Origin of the sequence: Cupriavidus basilensis (genome assembly GCF_029335485.1) — a bacterium.
In the GTDB taxonomy this organism is placed as follows: Bacteria; Pseudomonadota; Gammaproteobacteria; order Burkholderiales; family Burkholderiaceae; genus Cupriavidus; species Cupriavidus basilensis_E.
Map to the genome: position 1 here is coordinate 1 of NZ_JARJLM010000654.1, position 18,142 is coordinate 18,142.

The following is an 18,142-nucleotide window of genomic DNA, read 5'->3' on the forward strand; positions in this document are numbered from 1 at the left end:
TCGCGAGCGCTGGCGCCGCACGGCCCTGCAGCGATGTCAGGCCGCCTTTGTATAGCGCCCGCCCGGCACTTCCTCTGCCGCTGCCTGCGCATCCTGAAGCACGAAGTCGAACTTCGCACGCGTGAAGGGCGCGGTGACGCCCAGGGAGGCGTAAGCCGACACATCGTCGACCTTATCGAGAGACACGATCAAGCCCCCACGCGTGGCGAAGGCGAAATCGTCGTCGATAAAGGTATCGCCGGGAATATTGATCTGAGTCGTCAGCGCGCGCTTGCCGGCCGCGGAGACCATAAAATGGATGTGGGCCGGGCGGTTGCCGTGGCGGCCCAGCAACGCGAAGAGCTCGGAGACCGGGCTGTCCGGCGGGATGGCGTAGCCCGGCGGCAAGAAACTGCGGAAGCGATAGTTGCCCTCGGCATCGGTTTCGATACGGCGGCGGAGATTGTATTCCGGCTGCGACGGATCGAAATGCGAATACCGGCCCAGTTCATTGCAGTGCCAGACATCGACCAGCGCGTCGGGCACCGGCTGGCCATCCAGGCCAAGCACACGGCCTTCCATCACAAACGTCTCTCCCTTACCTTCGTTGCCTTCATCCAGCCGCACCTCCCTTTGATACAACGGTGCTCCGGCGATATACAACGGCCCCTCGATGGCACGCGGGGTGCCAAGCGCGCGGCTTGCAGCCAAATCGGCTTCGTCTTCGCGAATATCCAGCAGGCGGTCAAAGCCGAGGCCGGCGGTAATCAGTCCGACCATGCCGGCTTCACCCAACTGCGACAACCATTTTGCCGCGGCCCAGAATTCATCCGGCTTGACGTCGAAATCGTCGATCGTGTGGAATAGATCGCCCACGATCCGCGCAGTAATGGCTCGCACCCGTTCGTTGCCAGGGGAAATCTGCCTGGATTTGACATGGTCCAGTAATTCTTGCGTAGTGAACTCTGACATTCTTTATCTCCTCGTGTGTTGAAATTCGGCAGGACTTCTGTTGCCCTGGCATCCTTCCATCGCTTCCCGCCAGCATTGCTGGCAATGGACGCTGCCGGTAGCGCGCGATCGCCGCCGCCAGCGTGCCTTCGCTCAACACTGCTTCGGCTTTCCAGAAATTCTTCCTCATCGAGTCGAATTCCCTGGGTGGCCAATGGCGCGATCGCTCCCTGAGTCAAGGTTAGAGGGACGCGCGATGGGGGTAAATTCGTCCTGCCACTTAAAGCGATACGTAGGATTACCTATAGGGAATACACTACTCCCCGTTGATCCTTGATGGCCAGTTCGCCTGACTGCTCGACGCCGGCTGCCTGGCCCCCAAGCCGCTCTCGCCTGCACGCGGCGCGCTACCGCTGGCTGCTGAGCGTGCTGTACCTTGGTGGCTTGCGCGCGCCCGAGGTGGCCAGCACGCGCATGGGTGCGTTCTTCTGCCGGCGTGACGACCATGGCCTGTGGCCTACGATGTGGAAAAACGTCCGCCCATTTGCCAGCATCCAGAAGGCCGCGCCGGCCGGCTCCAGAATCCAGCCGCCCTGCCCGTCCCGAACCCGGTTCCACCCGTTACCTGAGTATCTCGCTTTCCACGCGATCTTCCTTCTGTGGCAAAACGCAGGCCAGGCGTCAGCAGCCCGCCCTGCTCACCCGGGCCGGCCACTGCCCGTCGGCGATCAGCGCGCGAACCGTTTCCATCAGCAGGTCCAGCACGGCCGAGACCGCGATCGACGGCGGCATGGTGGCGGAGCGGCACAGGTAGACCGGGCGCGACATGCCCGGATGGGTGATGCGCGCCGCTGACAGCAAGCCATCGTGCAGTTCCGCGCAGACCGATGCGTAGGAAAGGATCGTGCACCCCACGCCTGCCGCGGCAAGATTGATGAGCTGCGGGATGGCGTTGACCTCCGCCAGCACCGGGAGTTCGACCTGATGGGCGCGCAGATAGCCATCGATCAAGGTCCGCAGGCCATGCTCGCCCGCAGGCAGGATCATGGGGAAGCGGTGGAGGTCCTTGAGCCGGACTGTCTTCGTCAGGCCGGCTCCGGGCTTGCGCGCATCGGCGAACTGCCCCGGGGGGGCCAGCAGGACCAGATCCTCGTCGACCACATGCTCGAACAGCAGGCCGGAGCCGGCATCCGCGCGGAAGGTCAGGCCGATATCGATGCGCCCGCTCAGCAGATGATCCGGGATATACCCGGTGCTGAGCTCCACCACCTGCAACCGGACCTTTGGCCAGCGCCGGATGGCTTCGCGCACCAGCGGCACGGTCAGGATCTTCGCCATGGATTGCGGCAGGCCGATTGCGACCCGGCCGGAGGGATCGGTCACGAGGTCGCGCACGTCCTCGCAGGCGACGTCGAGCCGCTTGAGGATATCCCTGGCGTGGCTCTCGAACCTCAGCCCCGCCGCGGTGGGGACGACGCCCTTGTGGCTGCGCATGAAGAGGGCCACGCCCAGTTCCTGCTCGATGTGCTTGATCTGCAGGCTCAGCGCCGGTTGCGCCAGATGCATGTTCTCCGCGGCCCGGGAAATCGATCCCGCCGACACCACCGCCAGAAAACACCTGAGTCCACGTACATCGATCGACATGAGCAAGTCTCCGCAAGATCCGGCCGGGTATATCACAAAAATATACTGAGTATCAAAATACTATCTTGGACATATAGGGTACCGAAGCCCATAGTAAAGCCAGCTTCCGCGCAATGCACGCGGACGCCAAGACAGATAATCCACGGAGACGCAATGGGACTCAGCCGCCGTACTTTCCTGACGGGCGCAGCCGCATCCTTGCTCACCCGGCCGCTCCATGCAGATCAATGGCCGTCGCGGCCGATCCGGCTGGTCGTCCCGTTCGCGGCGGGTGGCCCCGGAGACTTCGTGGCACGCCTGATTGCCATACCGCTGGGCAATCGGCTCGGCCAGCCGGTGATCGTCGAGAACAAGCCCGGCGCCGGCGGCAATCTCGGCACGCAGAGCGTGCTCGATGCCAAACCCGACGGCTATACGCTGCTGCTCAACACGGTCGGCATGCACGCCGTCAATCCGCTGCTGTTCCCCGACCTGCGGTTTCGCCCGCAACGCGACCTGGTGGCCATCGGCGTGGTCGCGACGGTGCCGAACGTGCTTGTGGTGCATCCGGCCAAGCTGGGCGCCAACACCCTGGCGGACCTGGTCCGCGTCGGCAGGCAGCGGCCGGACAATCTCACCTACGCTACCTTCGGCGCCGGCAGCTCCCCGCATATCTATGGCGCGCTGCTCCAGAAGGCCGCGGACTTCTCCGCGGTTGCCGTGCCCTACAAGGGCAGCGCGCCGGCAAGCACCGATGTCATGGCCGGTAATGTGGATTTCCTCTTCGACAGCATGACCACCTCCATCGGCCAGATACACGGCGGCAAGCTGAAAGCGCTGGCGATCACCTCCGCTGCGCGTTCGCCCCTGCTACCGGATGTGCCTACGCTCCAGGAGGCCGGCTATCCGGCGCTGGACCTGAAGTTCTGGCTGTCCTTGCAGGCATCCGCGAAGACGCCGCCCGCCGTTGTCGAGACCCTGCGCCAGGCCGTGGCGCAAAGCGCAAGCGATCCGGCCTATGGCAGCGCGCTGATTGCGCGGGGGGCCGAGCCGTTTCGCATCGCGCCCGCCGATCTGCAAGCCTATGTGAATCGTGACGCCGCGCGCTGGACGGCCCTGGCCCGCTCCATCGACATCAAGCCCGAATAGCCACCCGGCTTGCCATTGCAACGACACCACGCCGGACCTGCGCCCCCGATCCCGGGCGGGGTCCGCCGCCGACCTGTTCCGGAGACACATTCATGATTGCATTGCAGGGCATTCGCGTCCTCGATTTGAGCAAGGTGCTTGCCGGCCCCTTGTGCGGGCAGTACCTGGGCGAACTTGGCGCCGAAGTCATCAAGGTCGAACCGGTCGGCAGCGGCGACGATACGCGCACCTGGCTGCCGCAGGATCGCGGGCAGTCCGCGACCTTTCTCGCCGTCAACCACAACAAGCGCAGCCTCGCCGTCGACCTCAAGACCGGTGAGGGCAGGCAGATCGTGCAGACGCTGGCGGCCAAGGCGGATGTCGTGCTGCAAGGCTTCGGCGGTGGCGCCGCCGCCAGGCTCGGCGTGGACTACGACACGCTGTCCGCGCTGAACCCGGCCCTGATCTACTGCGAGATCTCCGGCTACGGACGCACGGGGCCCCTGGGCCAGGAGCCCGGCTACGACGTCATGCTGCAGGCATTCAGCGGCATGATCAGCACCATGGGCCAGGCCGGCGGCCAGCATGCGCGCGCCAGTTTTTCGCCGGTGGACCTGGGCACCGGCATGCATGCATTCAGCGGCATCCTGGCCGCGCTGATCGAGCGGCAGAAGACCGGCCGCGGCATGCACCTGGAGGTGTCCCTGCTGGATACGGCCATGGGCTTCATGGGATATCTGGCCCAGAACTACTGGCTCAGCGGCAAGGTGCCGCGGCCAATGGGAACCGCGCATCCGGCCATGGCGCCCTACCAGGTGTTCGACGCGGCCGACGGGCCGGTGATGATCGGCGTCGGCAACGACGCGCAGTGGCGGCGCTTCTGCCCGGTCGCCGGGCTGCAGGATATGGCCGACACACCGCGCTTCGCCACCAACGCGGCCCGTGTCGAGCACTTCGCCGAAACGGTCGAGATGGTCCAGGCGCGTATCCGGACCCAGCCGGTTGCCTACTGGCTGGACGCGCTGCGCAAGGCTGGCGTGGCCTGCTCGCCGATTCACACGCTGGACCAGGCGCTGGACCACCCGCAGGTGGCCGAACGCGCGCTGATCGCCGAGTCCGAGCATCCGGTGCTGGGCAAGCTCAGGAATATGGGCTTGCCCGTTCGCTTTCGCGGCGGCAGCCGGCAGGTGCACCGCGCGCCGCCTTTGCTCGGCCAGCACACGGACGAGATCCTGTTGCAGGCGGGCTATCCCCTCGAGTCCATCGAACGGCTCAAGGCGCACGGCGTGGTTGCCTGCGCCGATACCGGCAACGCCGGCCGCCCCTCCAAGGCCGCATCACGTCAGGAGTAGCCATGCCATCGGTCAACTATGAAGTACGCGACGGGGTCGCGGAAATCCTCCTCGATAGCGCACCGGTCAATGCCTTGAACGAGGCCATGATCGATGACATGCTGCGCGCGCTGCGGCGCGCGGCCCAGGACGATTCGGTCAGGGCCGTCATCCTGGGCAGCGCCCTGCCCCGGCGCTTCTGCGCCGGGCTGCGGCTGGATGCGCTGCATGGGGCACCGCCGGCACGCATCTATGGCCTGGTCGACAAGCTGTACAACGAACTGTGCGACGCGCAGTTCAACCTCGGCAAGCCGTCCATCGCCGCGGTAAACGGCACCGCCCGCGGCGGCGGCATGACGCTCGCGATCTCCTGCGACATGATCGTTGCCGCCGAGACGGCTACCTTCGGCTACCCGGAAATCGACGTCGGGCTGACGCCCGCCATCCACTACACGCACCTGCCGCGCGTGATCGGCCGTCACCGGGCATTCGACCTGCTCTTCACCGGACGCGCGTTCGATGCCGCCGAGGCCATGTCCCTCGGACTGGTCAGCCGCGTGGTGCCCGAGCAGGACGTCATGCGCGAGGCCCGGGCGCTCGCCCAGACCTTGTGCGCGAAATCCCCGGTCGTCATGAAGATGGGACGCAAGGCCTTCATGCGCGCCAATGACAACGACTACCGGCGCGGCGTCGCTACCGCGGTGGAGAGCTTCGGCAATGTGGTGGCGACAGACGACGCGAAGGAAGGTATCGCCGCATTCGTGGAGAAGCGCAAGCCGTCCTGGCAAGTCCGATAGCCGATAGCCCGTACTCGCCGCGGACCGCGGCGGTGGAGTCATCAACAATGCGTTATCCGCCCATGCCACATGCATCCGACAGTGAACCTCTCCTTGCCTTGCGCGAGAGCGTCCGCAGCTTCCTGCGCGACGCGGTGCCGGCGGACATCCGCGCCGCCACGCAGGCCCATTGCCTTGTCACCAAGGAGCAAGCAGCACGCTGGCAGCGCATCTTGCATGCGCGCGGGTGGGCGGCCCCAGGCTGGCCACCCGAGCACGGCGGCCCGGGCTGGTCGCTGGTGGAGCAGGCGGTCTTTCGCGAGGAGCTCGCCGCCAGCGACGCGCCGTATGTCGAAAACCTTGGCATCGACACCATCGGCCCCACGCTGATCCGCCATGGAACACCGGAGCAATGCCGGCGCTTCCTGCCCGGCATGCTCAGCTTCGATGACTTCTGGGCGCAGGGTTATTCCGAACCCGAGGCCGGTTCCGATCTCGCCTCGCTACGTACCACGGCGCGGCGCGACGGCGAGCAATGGGTGGTCAATGGCAGCAAGATCTGGCAAAGCCTGGGGCACTGGGCCAATTGGGCGCTCGTACTGGTGCGTACCGATCCGGCGGCGCTACGCAAGCAGAATGGTATCTCCGTGCTGCTGATCGATCTGCACTCCCCCGGCGTGACGATTCGCCCGATCCGCTACATCAATGGTTCCAACCTCCACGTGCAGATGTTCTTCGACGATGTGCGCGTGCCCGCCGCCAACCTGGTTGGCACCGAGCATGGCGGGTGGGCCATTGCGAAGGGGCTGCTGGTGATCGAGCGCCTGTTCGTCGCCCGCGTGGCCGAATGCAAGGCCGAGCTGGCCAGCGCCGCGGCACTGGTTGCCGATCAAGGCGAAGAACCGTCCACGGCGGTGGAGCGGGCCTTGCTTGCGCGCCGCCATGCCGTGCTGGACATCAGAATGCGCGCCCTCGAGGCCGCCTGGTGGCCTGCCGTCCGGCTGGCCGGGCAAGGCGCGAGCCCGGAACTGGAAGCCTCGCTGCTGAAGCTCGATGGCATTCAACTGCTGCAGGATCTGCATTTGTTCAAGATGGATGCGCTAGGCACCGCCACCTTGCCGTTCGACCCCGGTGCGATCGACGGCAAGCCCAGCCCAACGCCGTACTCCGCCATGCATGCCGGCAATCTCACCCTGCATATGTGGCGGTACCGGGGCAGTTCGCTTGCCGGCGGATCGTCCGAGATTCAGCGCCAGATCATCGCCAGGTCGATCTTCGGCGGCACGACGGAAATCGACCGTCCGCCCACCGGCCACCTGAGCGAACAGCAGGCCATGATGAGCGATGCCGTGCGCCGGTGGCTGGAAAAGCACTATGGCTTCGCGCACCGGCAGCGGATCGTGGCCGCGCACGGCGGCTGCGACGAAGCGGCATGGGCTGGCCTTGCCGGGCTCGGCCTCGCCGGCCTGCTGATTCCCGAGCGCGATGGCGGCCTGGGAGGCACCATCGCCGACCTTCTGCCCCTGCTGGAGATCCTGGGCGAATCCCTGGTCGTCGAACCGGTCCTCTGGAGCGCGGTACTTGCCACGCAAGCCGTGCTTGCCCTGCCGTCCGGCGATGGCCGTGACCGCCTGCTGGCCGTGCTCGCCAGCGGTGAAGGGCGCTGTGCGCTTGCCTGCGACGCTGACAGGTCGCGTTCTCCGATCGTTGCCCATCGCGACGGCGGGAAATGGCGGCTGGATGGCGCGAACGGCATGGTGATGGGAGGAAGCCAGGCGCAACACCTCGTTGTCGCGGCGCGCCTTGGCGACGGCGGCCTCGGGTTATTCCACATACCGGCCCACGCCAGCGGTGTCGCCATGCGTGCCTATCAACTCCACGACGGACGCAGCGCATCCGACATGCGTCTGGATGGTGTCGCGCTGGCGCCATCCGCACGGCTCGCGGACACCGGACAAGCCACCGCGGCCCTCGACGATGCGTTGGCCCTGACCACGATTGCCTTGTGCGCGGAGAGCCTTGGCGCCATGCGGCGCGCGCTTGCCCTTACGGTCGAGTACATGCGCACGCGCAAACAGTTTGGCCAGACGCTGTCGGAACAGCAAGCGCTTGCGCACCGCGTGGTCGACCACTATCGCGCCTGGAATCGCGCGCGCCATCTGGCGCAGGAGGCGATGGCTGGCTGGACCACGGCAGCGCCGGCAGAACGCAAGCGCCGGACCGCCGCCGCCAAGTACATGACCGGCACGGCTGCCCGCGCCATTGCCTTCGACGTCCTGCAACTGCACGGGGCAATCGGGCTGCAAGACGAAACGCCGATCAGTCATTACAGCAAGCGGCTGGTGGCGAACGACCTGCTACTGGGCAATGCGGCAACGCACCTCGGCCGCTTCGTGGCTGCCGGCGCGCAACGCGAAGTGTGAAGTCATCCGGTGATTAAAGATAAAAAAGGAGACAAGGGACATGCAAGGATTCTGCCCGGCAAGACGCCTGACGCTTGCCTGCCTGCTGGCCGCCACGACGCATCCGGCTGCCGGCGCGCAGCCGGATGCGGCCTGGCCCGCGCGAGCGGTCACCATCATCGTGCCTGGCGCTGCCGGCGGCACCATCGACATCCCGATCCGCCTGCTGGCACAGAAGCTGGGGGCGCGCCTTGACAAGGCCATCATCGTCGACAACCGGCCTGGCAGCGGCGGCATCATTGGTACGCAGGCCGCGCTACGCGCCGCTGCCGATGGCTACACCTTGCTAAGCGGGAATGTCGGGCCGCAGGCAATCAACTACAGTGCCTACAAGCAGTTGCCGTACAAGCCGGCAGACCTGATCCCGATCACCGACGTCATTGCCTTTCCCAATGTGCTGGTCGTGAATGCGCAGTCCCCGGTCAGGAGCGTATCCGAGCTGACGCAGCAACTGAAGCAGCAGCCTGGCAGATTCTCCTTCGGCTCCGCCGGGATCGGCCAGACCAGCCATCTGGTCGGGGAGCTTTTCAAGTTGCGCACCGGCACCGATGCCATCCACGTGCCATATCGCGGTTCCACGCCGGCCACCACCGCGCTGCTGGCCGGCGAAACAAGCTTCCAGTTCGATAATCTGACCCAGGCCTTGCCCTATATACGGGCTGGCAAGCTCCGCGCGCTCGCGGTGACCAGCGCGCAACGCGTGCCCAGCCTGCCAGATGTGCCAACCATGGCGCAGCTCGGTTTCGACAACTTCCTGTCGACGGCCTGGGTCGGCATCTTTGTCGCGGCGAAGACGCCGCCCGCGATCGTCGCCCAATTGGAGATGCGGCTTGCCGCCGTCATGCACGACCCGGACATGATCGCGCAGATCAGGAACATGGGCGGCATTCCAGGCGGCCAGCCGCGTGCCGACTTCACGGCATTTGTCGCAGCCGAGCGCGAGCGTTGGGGCGAAGTCATCCGGACATCCCATCTGAGCCTGGACTAGCCGGTGTCGCGGCCCGCGCCGCTGGTACGGCCGGAGCGTGACGGCGGTCTTGCGCCAGCAAGCGCAAACCATGCAAAAACGAACCTGCCGCTTGCCGCGATGCACGGTATTCATCGGAAGGGGACATGGCATGCCCGCTTACCCGCCTCTGCGCGACCTGCCTTGCTGGGGAGTCTTGCTGCTGTCCTGTGCCATCGGCTGGGCCTCGAAGCGGACCAATGCAATGCAATCCCTGAATCTCCCGCGCCTGGGCGCGCCCATGCTGCTCGCGCTATTCGCGGCGCAGCCAATTGTCGCAAGCGCGACGGACGCATGGCCATCCCAGCCGGTAAGGCTTGTGGTGCCGTACGGGCGCACCTGCGGGGAAGTCAAGCGCACCCTTGAGTCGGAACCTGAAGTTGGGCGCGGCAACGCGGAGACTCGGATACACCCTCCCGCTGATCGGCCAACAACGTAAAAAAGCCCGCCCCACTTGCGTGGCGCGGGCCAAGTTTCCGTGTTCTGGAAACGGGTAGACAAGTCATGAAGAGCGCCCCCGCATCTCCATGACAGAACCCATCTTAGCCGTGCGCGCCGTCAGACCACTTGACCCATGTCAAAAGCCCTGCGAGCGGCGGCAGGTATTTGTTCGCACGCATTGGATGCCTGGTTTCCGAGGCTTGCGCGGCGCACGAAGGCCGGGCCGGCAATGCCTGCGCGGCCGGCCTCGCGTCATCTCATTGCCTTATCTTTAAAACAAAGCCATCTGCCCCGTCACCAGCGTGGCGAAGTCCTCGTGCAGGAACGGCAGGATGGCTTCCGCCACCGGCTGCAGCTGGCGCGTCAGGTAGTGGTGATAGTCGATCGCCGATTGCCGGGTTTCCAGCGGCTCCGGACCGGCGACGGTCATGACATAGCTGATCCAGCCGCCGTTCTGGTATTGCAGGGGCCGGCCCTGCTGGCGGTTGAATTCATCGGCGGTGCGGGCCGCGCGGACGTGGGGCGGCACATTGCGCTGGTAGTCCTCCAGGTCGCGGCGCAGCCGCTTGCGGTACACCAATTGATCGTCGAACTCCCCCCGCATGGTGCGCTCGACATAGTCGCGCACATAGTCCCGGTATGGCTGCTGCCTGAAAATACGCTGGTAAAGCTCCTGCTGGAAATGCTGGGCCAGCGGCGTCCAGTCGGTGCGCACCGTTTCCAGTCCCTTGTAGACGATCTCGTCGCTGCCGTCGGCCCTGACGATCTGGCCTGCATAGCGCTTCTTGCTGCCCTGCTCGGCGCCGCGGATGGTGGGCATCAGGAAGCGCCGGTAATGCGTCTCGAATTGCAGCTCCAGCGCGCTCTCCAGGCCGAATTCCTGCCGCAGGCGCTGCCGCCACCATTGATTGACATGCTGGACCAGCGCGCGGCCGATGGCAGCAGCCTGTTCCTCCGTATGTGCGCGCTTCAGCCAGACAAAGGTGGAGTCGGTATCGCCGTAGATGACCGCATAGCCCTCGGCTTCGATCAGTTCGCGCGTCTGGCGCATGATGTCATGGCCGCGCATGGTGATCGACGACGCCAGGCGCGGATCGAAGAAGCGGCAGCCGCTCGATCCCAGCACGCCGTAGAACGCATTCATGATGATTTTCAGCGCCTGCGACAGCGGCTTGTTCTGCTGGCGCTTGGCCGCCTCCCGCCCCTGCCAGACCTGCTCGACGATGGCCGGCAGGCAATGCTTGCTGCGCGAGAAACGCGCGCCGCGGAAACCCGGCACCGAATCGCTGTCGCCCGGATGCAGCATCCCCTCCACCAGCCCGACCGGATCGATCAGGAAAGTGCGGATGATGGAGGGATACAGGCTCTTGTAGTCCAGCACCAGCACCGACTCGTACAGCCCGGGCCGGGAGTCCATCACGAAGCCGCCCGGACTGGCCTGCGCCGCCAGTTCGCCGACATTCGGCGCCACGTAGCCCTGGCGGTGCATCAGCGGCAGATAGAGGTGCGTGAAGGCGGCGACCGACCCGCCGCTGCGGTCCGCGGCAAGGCCGGTGACCGTCGCGCGCTCGAGCAGGAAGGTCAGCAGCTCGGTCCTGGCGAAGATGCGGGTCACCAGCTCGCAGTCCTTCAGGTTGTAGCGCGCCAGCGCCGGCTTGTCCTGCGCGAACATGCGGTCGATCTCCGCCATGCGCTGATAGGGGTTGTCGATCGATTTCCCCTCGCCCAGCAGGGTCTGCGCCACGTACTCCAGGCTGAAGGACGGGAAGGTCCAGGTCGCAGACTTCAGCGCCTCGATGCCGTCGATGATCAGGCGGCCGGCGGCGGAGGCAAAGAAATGGTTCTGCTGGAAGCCATGTTCGCGCCATTCCAGCACGCTGCCGCCACGGCCAAGCCGCAGCGGGACCTGGAACCGTTCCGCATGTTCCTGCAGCACGCGCAGATCGAACTGCACCAGGTTCCAGCCGATGATCGCATCGGGGTCGTGCCGGGCAATCCATTGATTCAGCCTCTCCAGCAGCAACTGGCGGCTGTCGCAGTACTCCAGCGCGAAGTCCAGCGCGGGCTCGTCCCCGTTCGCCGTGCCGAGCATATAGACCTGGCGCTGGCCGCAGCCTTCCAGCGCGATGGAGTACAACTCGCCGTGAGCGGTGGTTTCGATATCCAGCGACACCAGCTTCAACGGCGGGCGATAGGCCGGCGCCGGCTTCATCTGGCAGTTGAGCAGCGGGCCGTCGCCATTGGGCTCGCCGCTGAACCAGACCGGCGCGGTGATGAACCGCTCCATCAGGTAGCGTTCCGGGGGGCGGATATCGGCTTCATAGACATTGACGCCCCCTTCCCTCAACAGCTTCTCCAGCTTCATCAGCTGGCGGTGCTGCTGGCAATACAGGCCCAGCACGGGCCGCTGATGGAAATCGCGCAGGGGCAAGGGGCGCAGTTCGAACTGGCGCTCGCCGCGCAACAGCAGCGCCGCCTGCTCGCTTTGCTCCGCCGGGATAAACGCCACGGAGGGTTGCGGCGCGAGGCGGATATGCCGGGGGCCGGCGTCGCTTGCCAGCCAGAATTCGATCTCCGTGCCCGCCGGCGTATCGCGCCAATGCCGGGTCAGAAGGAAACCCTGTTGAAGTTGAACCACGCTGCTGCCTTGGGAACCTGTTGCTCGTTGTGTGTCGCCTGTTGCTGGCGGCATTGGGGTATTTTACGTTTGATCAGCCCCACATCGTCATCGCGGCCTCCCCCGCGCAGGATTCCGCGGAAGCCACCCCCTTCGCACGGATGGCGCCGCGGGTGACTTCCGACAGACTTGATCCGGTTCGGACCATGGCCCCGCTTGCAACTTTGGTGTGCATCAAGGGCGAAGGCACCTTATGATCCTTAACCGGAGGATCGGCCTTTTCGCGATCCCAGGTGCTTAGCAGGCGGCAACAGGCGGTTAACGGTTAACGATTGACGGCGAACAAACAATGAACGACAAGACCCTCGTCCCCTCCCCCGACAACAAGCCCAATCTGGATTACCCATGCGGCGATCCACCCGCGCCGGGCCTGGCGCGCGAAATTACGCCCGGGGTACTGTGGCTGCGCATGCCGATGCCGCTTGGCCTGAACCACATCAACCTGTGGGCGGTGCGCGACGGCGACGGGTGGGCAGCATTCGATTCCGGCCTGCAGACCAGCGAGACCGCCGCGGCCTGGCGCGACCTCTTCGCCGAAGGCGGCGCGTTGGCGCAGGGCGGGCTGACGCGCCTGTTCGTCACCCATATGCACCCCGACCACGTCGGCATGGCCGGCTGGCTGACCCGCAAGTTCGGCTGCCGGCTGTGGATGACGCGGCTGGAATACCTGATGTGCCGGGTGCTGGCCGCCGACACCGGGCGCGAGGCGCCCGCCGACGGCGAGAGCTTCTACCGGCGGGCCGGCTGGACGGAAGAGGCCATCGAAGGCTACCGCGCCCGCTTCGGCGGATTTGGCAAGTTCGTGCATGCCCTGCCGGATAGTTTCCGCCGCCTGCGCGACGGCGAGTTCCTGACCATCGGCGCCCATCAATGGCGCGTGGTGGTCGGCAACGGGCATTCGCCGGAGCATGCCTGTTTCTACAGCCCCGAGTTGAAACTGCTGATCTCGGGCGACCAGGTCCTGCCCCGGATCTCGTCCAATGTCTCCGTCTTCCCGACCGAGCCGGATGCCGATCCCATGGCCGACTGGCTGGCCTCCCTGGGCAAGCTGCGGCGGGAGATCCCCGACGATGTGCTGGTGCTGCCGTCGCATAACGAGCCGTTCCGCGGCCTGCATGCGCGGCTCGAGCACCTGATGCGCAGCCAGCACCAGGCGCTCGACCGCCTGCGCGGCGCACTCGCCGAACCCAGGCGCGCGGTGGATGTGTTCCCGCAACTGTTCTCCCGCCCGATCGGCTCGGAACCCAACCTGCTGGGCATGGCCACCGGCGAAAGCGTGGCGCACCTGAACTACCTGCTGCACCGTGGCGAAGCCGTCATGAAAACCGGCGACGACGGCTGCGCGTGGTACCGCATGCGGTAGACGCCGGCGGCCGGCCGGGCATCACGCCCTCAGGCAGCCGAGCAGGGTCTCGAACGCGGGCCCGATCCGCTCCTCCGGCACGCATGCATAGCCCAGCAGCAAGCCGCGCTGCACGGCGCTGCCGAGAAAATAGCGCGACAGCGGCCTGACCAGGATGCCCCGCCGGCCGGCTTCGTTCGCGATGCCGACGTCGTCCGCGTCGTCGGGCAGGCGCAGCACCAGGTGCAGGCCGGCATTGCTGCCATAGGCATGCAGCGCCCCGGCGCCAAGGTAGCGTTCGATCAGGCTCGCCAGGATGGCGCGGCGGCGGCCGTACAGCAGCCGCATGCGGCGGATGTGGGCGGCATAGTCGCCGGCCCGCATGAACTCGGACACCGTGGCCTGCGTCATCAGGTGCCCGGCCCGGTACAGCTCGGAATGCGCGGTCTGGAAGGCGCTTGCCAGGCTGCGCGGCAGGACCATGTATCCCATGCGCAGCCCGGGGAACAAGGTCTTGCTGAAGGTGCCGATGTAGATCACCGGCGCATCCGGCTCCATGCCTTGCAATGAAGGGATGGGCTGCCCGGAGAAGCGGAATTCGCTGTCGTAGTCGTCTTCCACGATCCAGCTGCCGCGGCGCCTGGCGAACTCCAGCAAGGCGCGCCGGCGCGTCAGGCTCATCACCGCGCCGAGCGGATACTGGTGCGACGGCGTGACGAAGATAAAGCGCGGCGCCGGCCCTGCCGCGCCGCTGCCTTGCGCAGGCAAGGCCAGGCCCTCGTCATCCACCGGCATCGGCACCATGCCGATGCCGCTCACCTGCAACAGGCTGCGGATACCCCAGTAGCTCGGTTCCTCCACCCACGCCTGCTCGCCCGACATGCCGAGCAGGCGGACCACCAGGTCGATGGCCTGGTGGATGCCTTCGGTGATCAGGACCTGGGAGGCATCGCAGCGCACCGAGCGCGCCACCCGCAGGTGGGTCGCCACGGCCTCGCGCAAGGCGGGCAAGCCGCCGCCGTGGCAATAGCTGAGCCACTCGGGTGGCGGCTGCTGCCACAGGCGCGCCGCGATCTGGGCATAGCGCCGGTGTGGAAAGCGCGTCACGTCGGGCACCCCCGGCATGAACGCACCCCATTGCGATGGGGAAGCCGACGCATTGGCCAGCAGTTCCAGGCCGCGGGGAGACAAGCCCGGCATGGGCTGCGCCTGGACCGCATCGGCCTCGGCCGATACGGCATTGAGGTAGGCCTCCGGCGCGGTCGCCGCGACGAAGGTACCGCTGCCGGTGCGGGCATGGACATAGCCCTCGGCCAGCAACTGCTCATAGGCGAACATCACGGTATTGCGCGATAGCCCAAGCTCGGCGGCCAGGTCGCGCGACGGCGGCAAGCGCGTCGCCGGACCCAGGCTGCCGTCGAGAATCGCCCCCCGAATGCACTCGTAGAGGCTACGGTTCAGCGGTCTGGCGAGGGCCTTGGGGCCTTCGGGGCCAAGACGCTGAAGTAGCAGGTCGCCACAGATGGATCTCAATTGGCACCATCGGATTTGTCAATGCGGTACTGGATTGTAGTGCCAAAGGAGGTTGAAATGCACACTGCGTCGCCGTGCCACCGGCCGGCGACTCCCGCTACAGCCAGCCCCATGGAGACCTGATGAAGAACCTTGAACTGAACCAGCGCCGCGCCCTTGCCACCCCGCGTGGGGTCGGCGTGATGTGCGATTTCTATGCGGACCGCGCCGAGAACGCCACGCTCTGGGACGTGGAAGGCCGCGAATACACCGACTTTGCCTGCGGTATCGCCGTGCTCAATACGGGGCACCGCCATCCGCGCGTGATGCAGGCCATTGCGGCGCAACTCGAGCGCTTCACCCATACCGCGTACCAGGTCGTGCCGTACGAGAGCTACGTCTCGCTGGCCGAACGCATCAACGCCCTGGTGCCGATCGACGGGCTCAAGAAGACCGCGATGTTCACGACCGGCGCGGAAGCGGTCGAAAACGCGGTGAAGATCGCCAGGGCATACACCGGCCGGGCCGGCGTCATCGCCTTCTCCGGCGGCTTCCATGGCCGCACCCTGCTCGGCATGGCGCTGACCGGCAAGGTCGTCCCCTACAAGGTCGGCTTCGGCCCGTTCCCGGGCGATGTCTACCACGCCCCGTTCCCCTGCGAGCTGCACGGAGTGAGCGTCGGGCAATCGATCCACGCGCTGGAATCCTTGTTCAAGGCGGATGTGGACCCGCAACGCGTGGCGGCCATCATCATCGAGCCGGTCCAGGGCGAAGGCGGCTTCCATCCGGCACCGGTGGCGTTCATGCAGCAGCTGCGCGCGCTCTGCGACCGCCACGGCATCCTGCTGATCGCCGACGAAGTGCAGACCGGCTTCGGCCGCACCGGCGAACTGTTCGCCATGTCGCACTACCCGGTGCAACCCGACCTCGTCACCATGGCCAAGAGCCTCGCGGGCGGCATGCCGCTGTCGGCGGTCTGTGGCCGTGCCGACGTCATGGACGCGGCGCTGCCCGGCGGCCTGGGCGGCACCTATGCAGGCAACCCGCTGGCGGTGGCCGCCGCCCACGCGGTGATCGACGCCATTGCCGAGGAGCGCCTGTGCGAGCGCGCCACCACGCTTGGCAACCAGCTGAAGGCCGCCCTGCATGAGGCCCGCCCGCACTGTCCGGCCATTGCCGACATCCGCGGGCTCGGCTCCATGATCGCCGCGGAATTCCACGATCCCGCGACCGGCCAGCCGGCCCCGGAGTTCGCCAAGCAGGTGCAGCAGCGCGCCATGGCGGCCGGGCTGATTCTGCTGACCTGCGGCACGTACGGCAATGTGATCCGCTTCCTCTATCCGCTCACCATCCCGCAGGCGCAGTTCGATGCCGCGCTGGGCACGCTGTCGCAGGCGCTGGCAGGACTGACCCAGTAAGAGACAGACCATCATGCAATTGCAAAGACCCAAACTACTGCGCGACACCTGCCTGATCGACGGCGAATGGACGCACGCCGCCGATGGCGAAGTGCTGGCCGTGCGCAATCCCGCCACGCAGGACCTCATCGGTACCGTTCCCAAGGCGGGCGCCACCGAGACCCGGCAAGCCGTGGATGCCGCCGCGCGCGCGCTGCCGGCCTGGCAAGCCCTGACCGGCAAGGCCCGCGCGGCCGTGCTGCGCCGCTGGGCCGACCTGATGCTGGCCCACCAGGAAGACCTGGCGCAGTTGATGACCGCCGAACAGGGCAAGCCGCTGGCCGAAGCGCGCGGCGAGGTGGCCTACGCCGCCTCCTTCCTCGAGTGGTTCGGCGAGGAGGCAAAGCGGGTGGACGGCGAGGTCCTGTCCAGCCCGCGCGCCAGCCAGAAGCTGCTGGTGCTGCGCCAGCCTGTCGGCGTCTGCGCGGCGATCACGCCGTGGAACTTCCCGGCCGCGATGATCACGCGCAAGGCCGGCCCGGCGCTGGCGGCGGGCTGCACCATGATCCTGAAACCGGCCGAACAGACGCCGCTGACCGCGCTGGCACTGGCCGTCCTTGCCGAAGAAGCGGGCGTGCCGCGCGGGGTGCTGCAGGTGGTGACCGGCGACCCGGTCCAGATCGGCGGCGTGCTGTGCGCCAGCCCGGTGGTGCGCAAGCTCAGCTTCACCGGCTCGACCGAGATCGGCAAGCTGCTGATGGCGCAATGCGCGGGCACGGTCAAGAAGCTCTCGCTCGAACTCGGCGGCAATGCGCCCCTGATCGTATTCGACGATGCCGACCTGGACCGCGCGGTGGAAGGCATCCTGGCCTCCAAGTTCCGCAACAGCGGCCAGACCTGTGTCTGCGCGAACCGCATCTACGTGCACGACGCGGTGTACGACGAAGTCGCAAAGAGGCTGGTGCGCGCGGTGGGCGAGTTGCGCCCCGGCCATGGCGTGGATAGCGGCGTGACGCAAGGTCCGCTGATCGATGCCGACGCGGTCGCCAAGGTGGAAAGCCACATCGCGGATGCGCTCGGCCAGGGAGGACGCGTGCTGGTCGGCGGCAAGCGCCACGCATTGGGCGGCACCTTCTTCGAGCCCACGGTACTGGCCGACGCCACCGCCACGATGCGGGTGGCGCGCGAGGAAACCTTCGGCCCACTGGCGCCCCTGTTCCGCTTCAGGGACGACGACGAAGCCATCGCCATGGCCAACGACACCGAATTCGGTCTCGCTGCCTATTTCTTCTCGCGCAATCTGGCGAGGGTGTGGCGGGTGGCCGAAGCCCTGGAGTACGGCATGGTGGGCATCAACACCGGCATGATCTCGAATGAGGTGGCACCGTTCGGCGGCGTCAAGCAATCCGGCCTCGGCCGCGAAGGCTCGCGCCATGGCATCGACGAATACCTCGAGATGAAGTATCTCTGCCTGGAGCTTGACCAGTAAGCGTGGGAAAGGCGAGCCGCTGCCAGGG

General features: G+C 66.5%; 12 protein-coding genes. 8 read left to right on the forward strand and 4 right to left on the reverse strand.

The window, feature by feature from the left end; genetic code table 11:
• Positions 1-36: 36 nt before the first annotated feature.
• A complete protein-coding gene (locus tag P3W85_RS40135; protein WP_276268887.1) occupies positions 37-951 on the reverse strand; it encodes a dioxygenase in 915 nt (304 codons plus the stop codon).
• Positions 952-1,611: 660 nt separating this feature from the next.
• Positions 1,612-2,574, reverse strand: a complete 963-nt coding sequence (locus P3W85_RS40145; RefSeq protein WP_276268888.1) for a LysR family transcriptional regulator — start codon at positions 2,572-2,574, stop codon at positions 1,612-1,614.
• A 153-nt stretch (positions 2,575-2,727) separates the two neighbouring features.
• Here P3W85_RS40145 and P3W85_RS40150 point away from each other — a divergent pair, with 153 nt between their 5' ends.
• The 5 genes from P3W85_RS40150 to P3W85_RS40170 all read left to right on the forward strand — a co-directional run bounded on the left by P3W85_RS40150 (position 2,728) and on the right by P3W85_RS40170 (position 9,238).
• Complete coding sequence (locus tag P3W85_RS40150; protein ID WP_276268889.1) at positions 2,728-3,702, forward strand: Bug family tripartite tricarboxylate transporter substrate binding protein; 975 nt, start codon at positions 2,728-2,730, stop codon at positions 3,700-3,702.
• A 92-nt stretch (positions 3,703-3,794) separates the two neighbouring features.
• Entirely contained in the window at positions 3,795-5,033 is a 1,239-nt protein-coding gene (locus P3W85_RS40155; protein WP_276268890.1) for a CaiB/BaiF CoA transferase family protein, read from the forward strand.
• Between the two features lie 2 nt (positions 5,034-5,035).
• On the forward strand, positions 5,036-5,809 hold the full coding sequence (locus P3W85_RS40160; RefSeq protein ID WP_276268891.1) for an enoyl-CoA hydratase/isomerase family protein: 774 nt from the start codon (positions 5,036-5,038) through the stop codon (positions 5,807-5,809).
• Positions 5,810-5,871: 62 nt separating this feature from the next.
• Entirely contained in the window at positions 5,872-8,211 is a 2,340-nt protein-coding gene (locus P3W85_RS40165; RefSeq protein WP_276268892.1) for an acyl-CoA dehydrogenase family protein, read from the forward strand.
• A gap of 40 nt (positions 8,212-8,251) precedes the next feature.
• Complete coding sequence (locus P3W85_RS40170) at positions 8,252-9,238, forward strand: Bug family tripartite tricarboxylate transporter substrate binding protein (RefSeq protein WP_017224126.1); 987 nt, start codon at positions 8,252-8,254, stop codon at positions 9,236-9,238.
• Positions 9,239-9,968: 730 nt separating this feature from the next.
• Here the strand turns inward: P3W85_RS40170 and P3W85_RS40175 are convergent.
• A complete protein-coding gene (locus tag P3W85_RS40175) occupies positions 9,969-12,335 on the reverse strand; it encodes a DNA polymerase II (protein ID WP_017224127.1) in 2,367 nt (788 codons plus the stop codon).
• Between the two features lie 328 nt (positions 12,336-12,663).
• Between P3W85_RS40175 and P3W85_RS40180 the strand changes: the two genes are divergently transcribed.
• On the forward strand, positions 12,664-13,737 hold the full coding sequence (locus P3W85_RS40180) for an MBL fold metallo-hydrolase (protein ID WP_276268893.1): 1,074 nt from the start codon (positions 12,664-12,666) through the stop codon (positions 13,735-13,737).
• 21 nt (positions 13,738-13,758) lie between these two features.
• Here P3W85_RS40180 and P3W85_RS40185 read toward each other — a convergent pair whose 3' ends face one another.
• Positions 13,759-15,249, reverse strand: coding sequence for a PLP-dependent aminotransferase family protein (locus P3W85_RS40185; RefSeq protein ID WP_346430332.1), 1,491 nt, complete (start codon positions 15,247-15,249; stop codon positions 13,759-13,761).
• 122 nt (positions 15,250-15,371) lie between these two features.
• On the opposite strand from P3W85_RS40185, the gene P3W85_RS40190 reads away from it, so the two are divergent.
• Together P3W85_RS40190 and P3W85_RS40195 are read left to right on the forward strand one after the other, a co-directional pair.
• The gene (locus P3W85_RS40190) at positions 15,372-16,646 is read left to right on the forward strand and encodes a 4-aminobutyrate--2-oxoglutarate transaminase (RefSeq protein ID WP_276268894.1); all 1,275 of its coding nucleotides are present in this window, start codon (positions 15,372-15,374) and stop codon (positions 16,644-16,646) included.
• Positions 16,647-16,659: 13 nt separating this feature from the next.
• On the forward strand, positions 16,660-18,114 hold the full coding sequence (locus P3W85_RS40195; protein WP_276268895.1) for an NAD-dependent succinate-semialdehyde dehydrogenase: 1,455 nt from the start codon (positions 16,660-16,662) through the stop codon (positions 18,112-18,114).
• Positions 18,115-18,142: the final 28 nt, after the last annotated feature.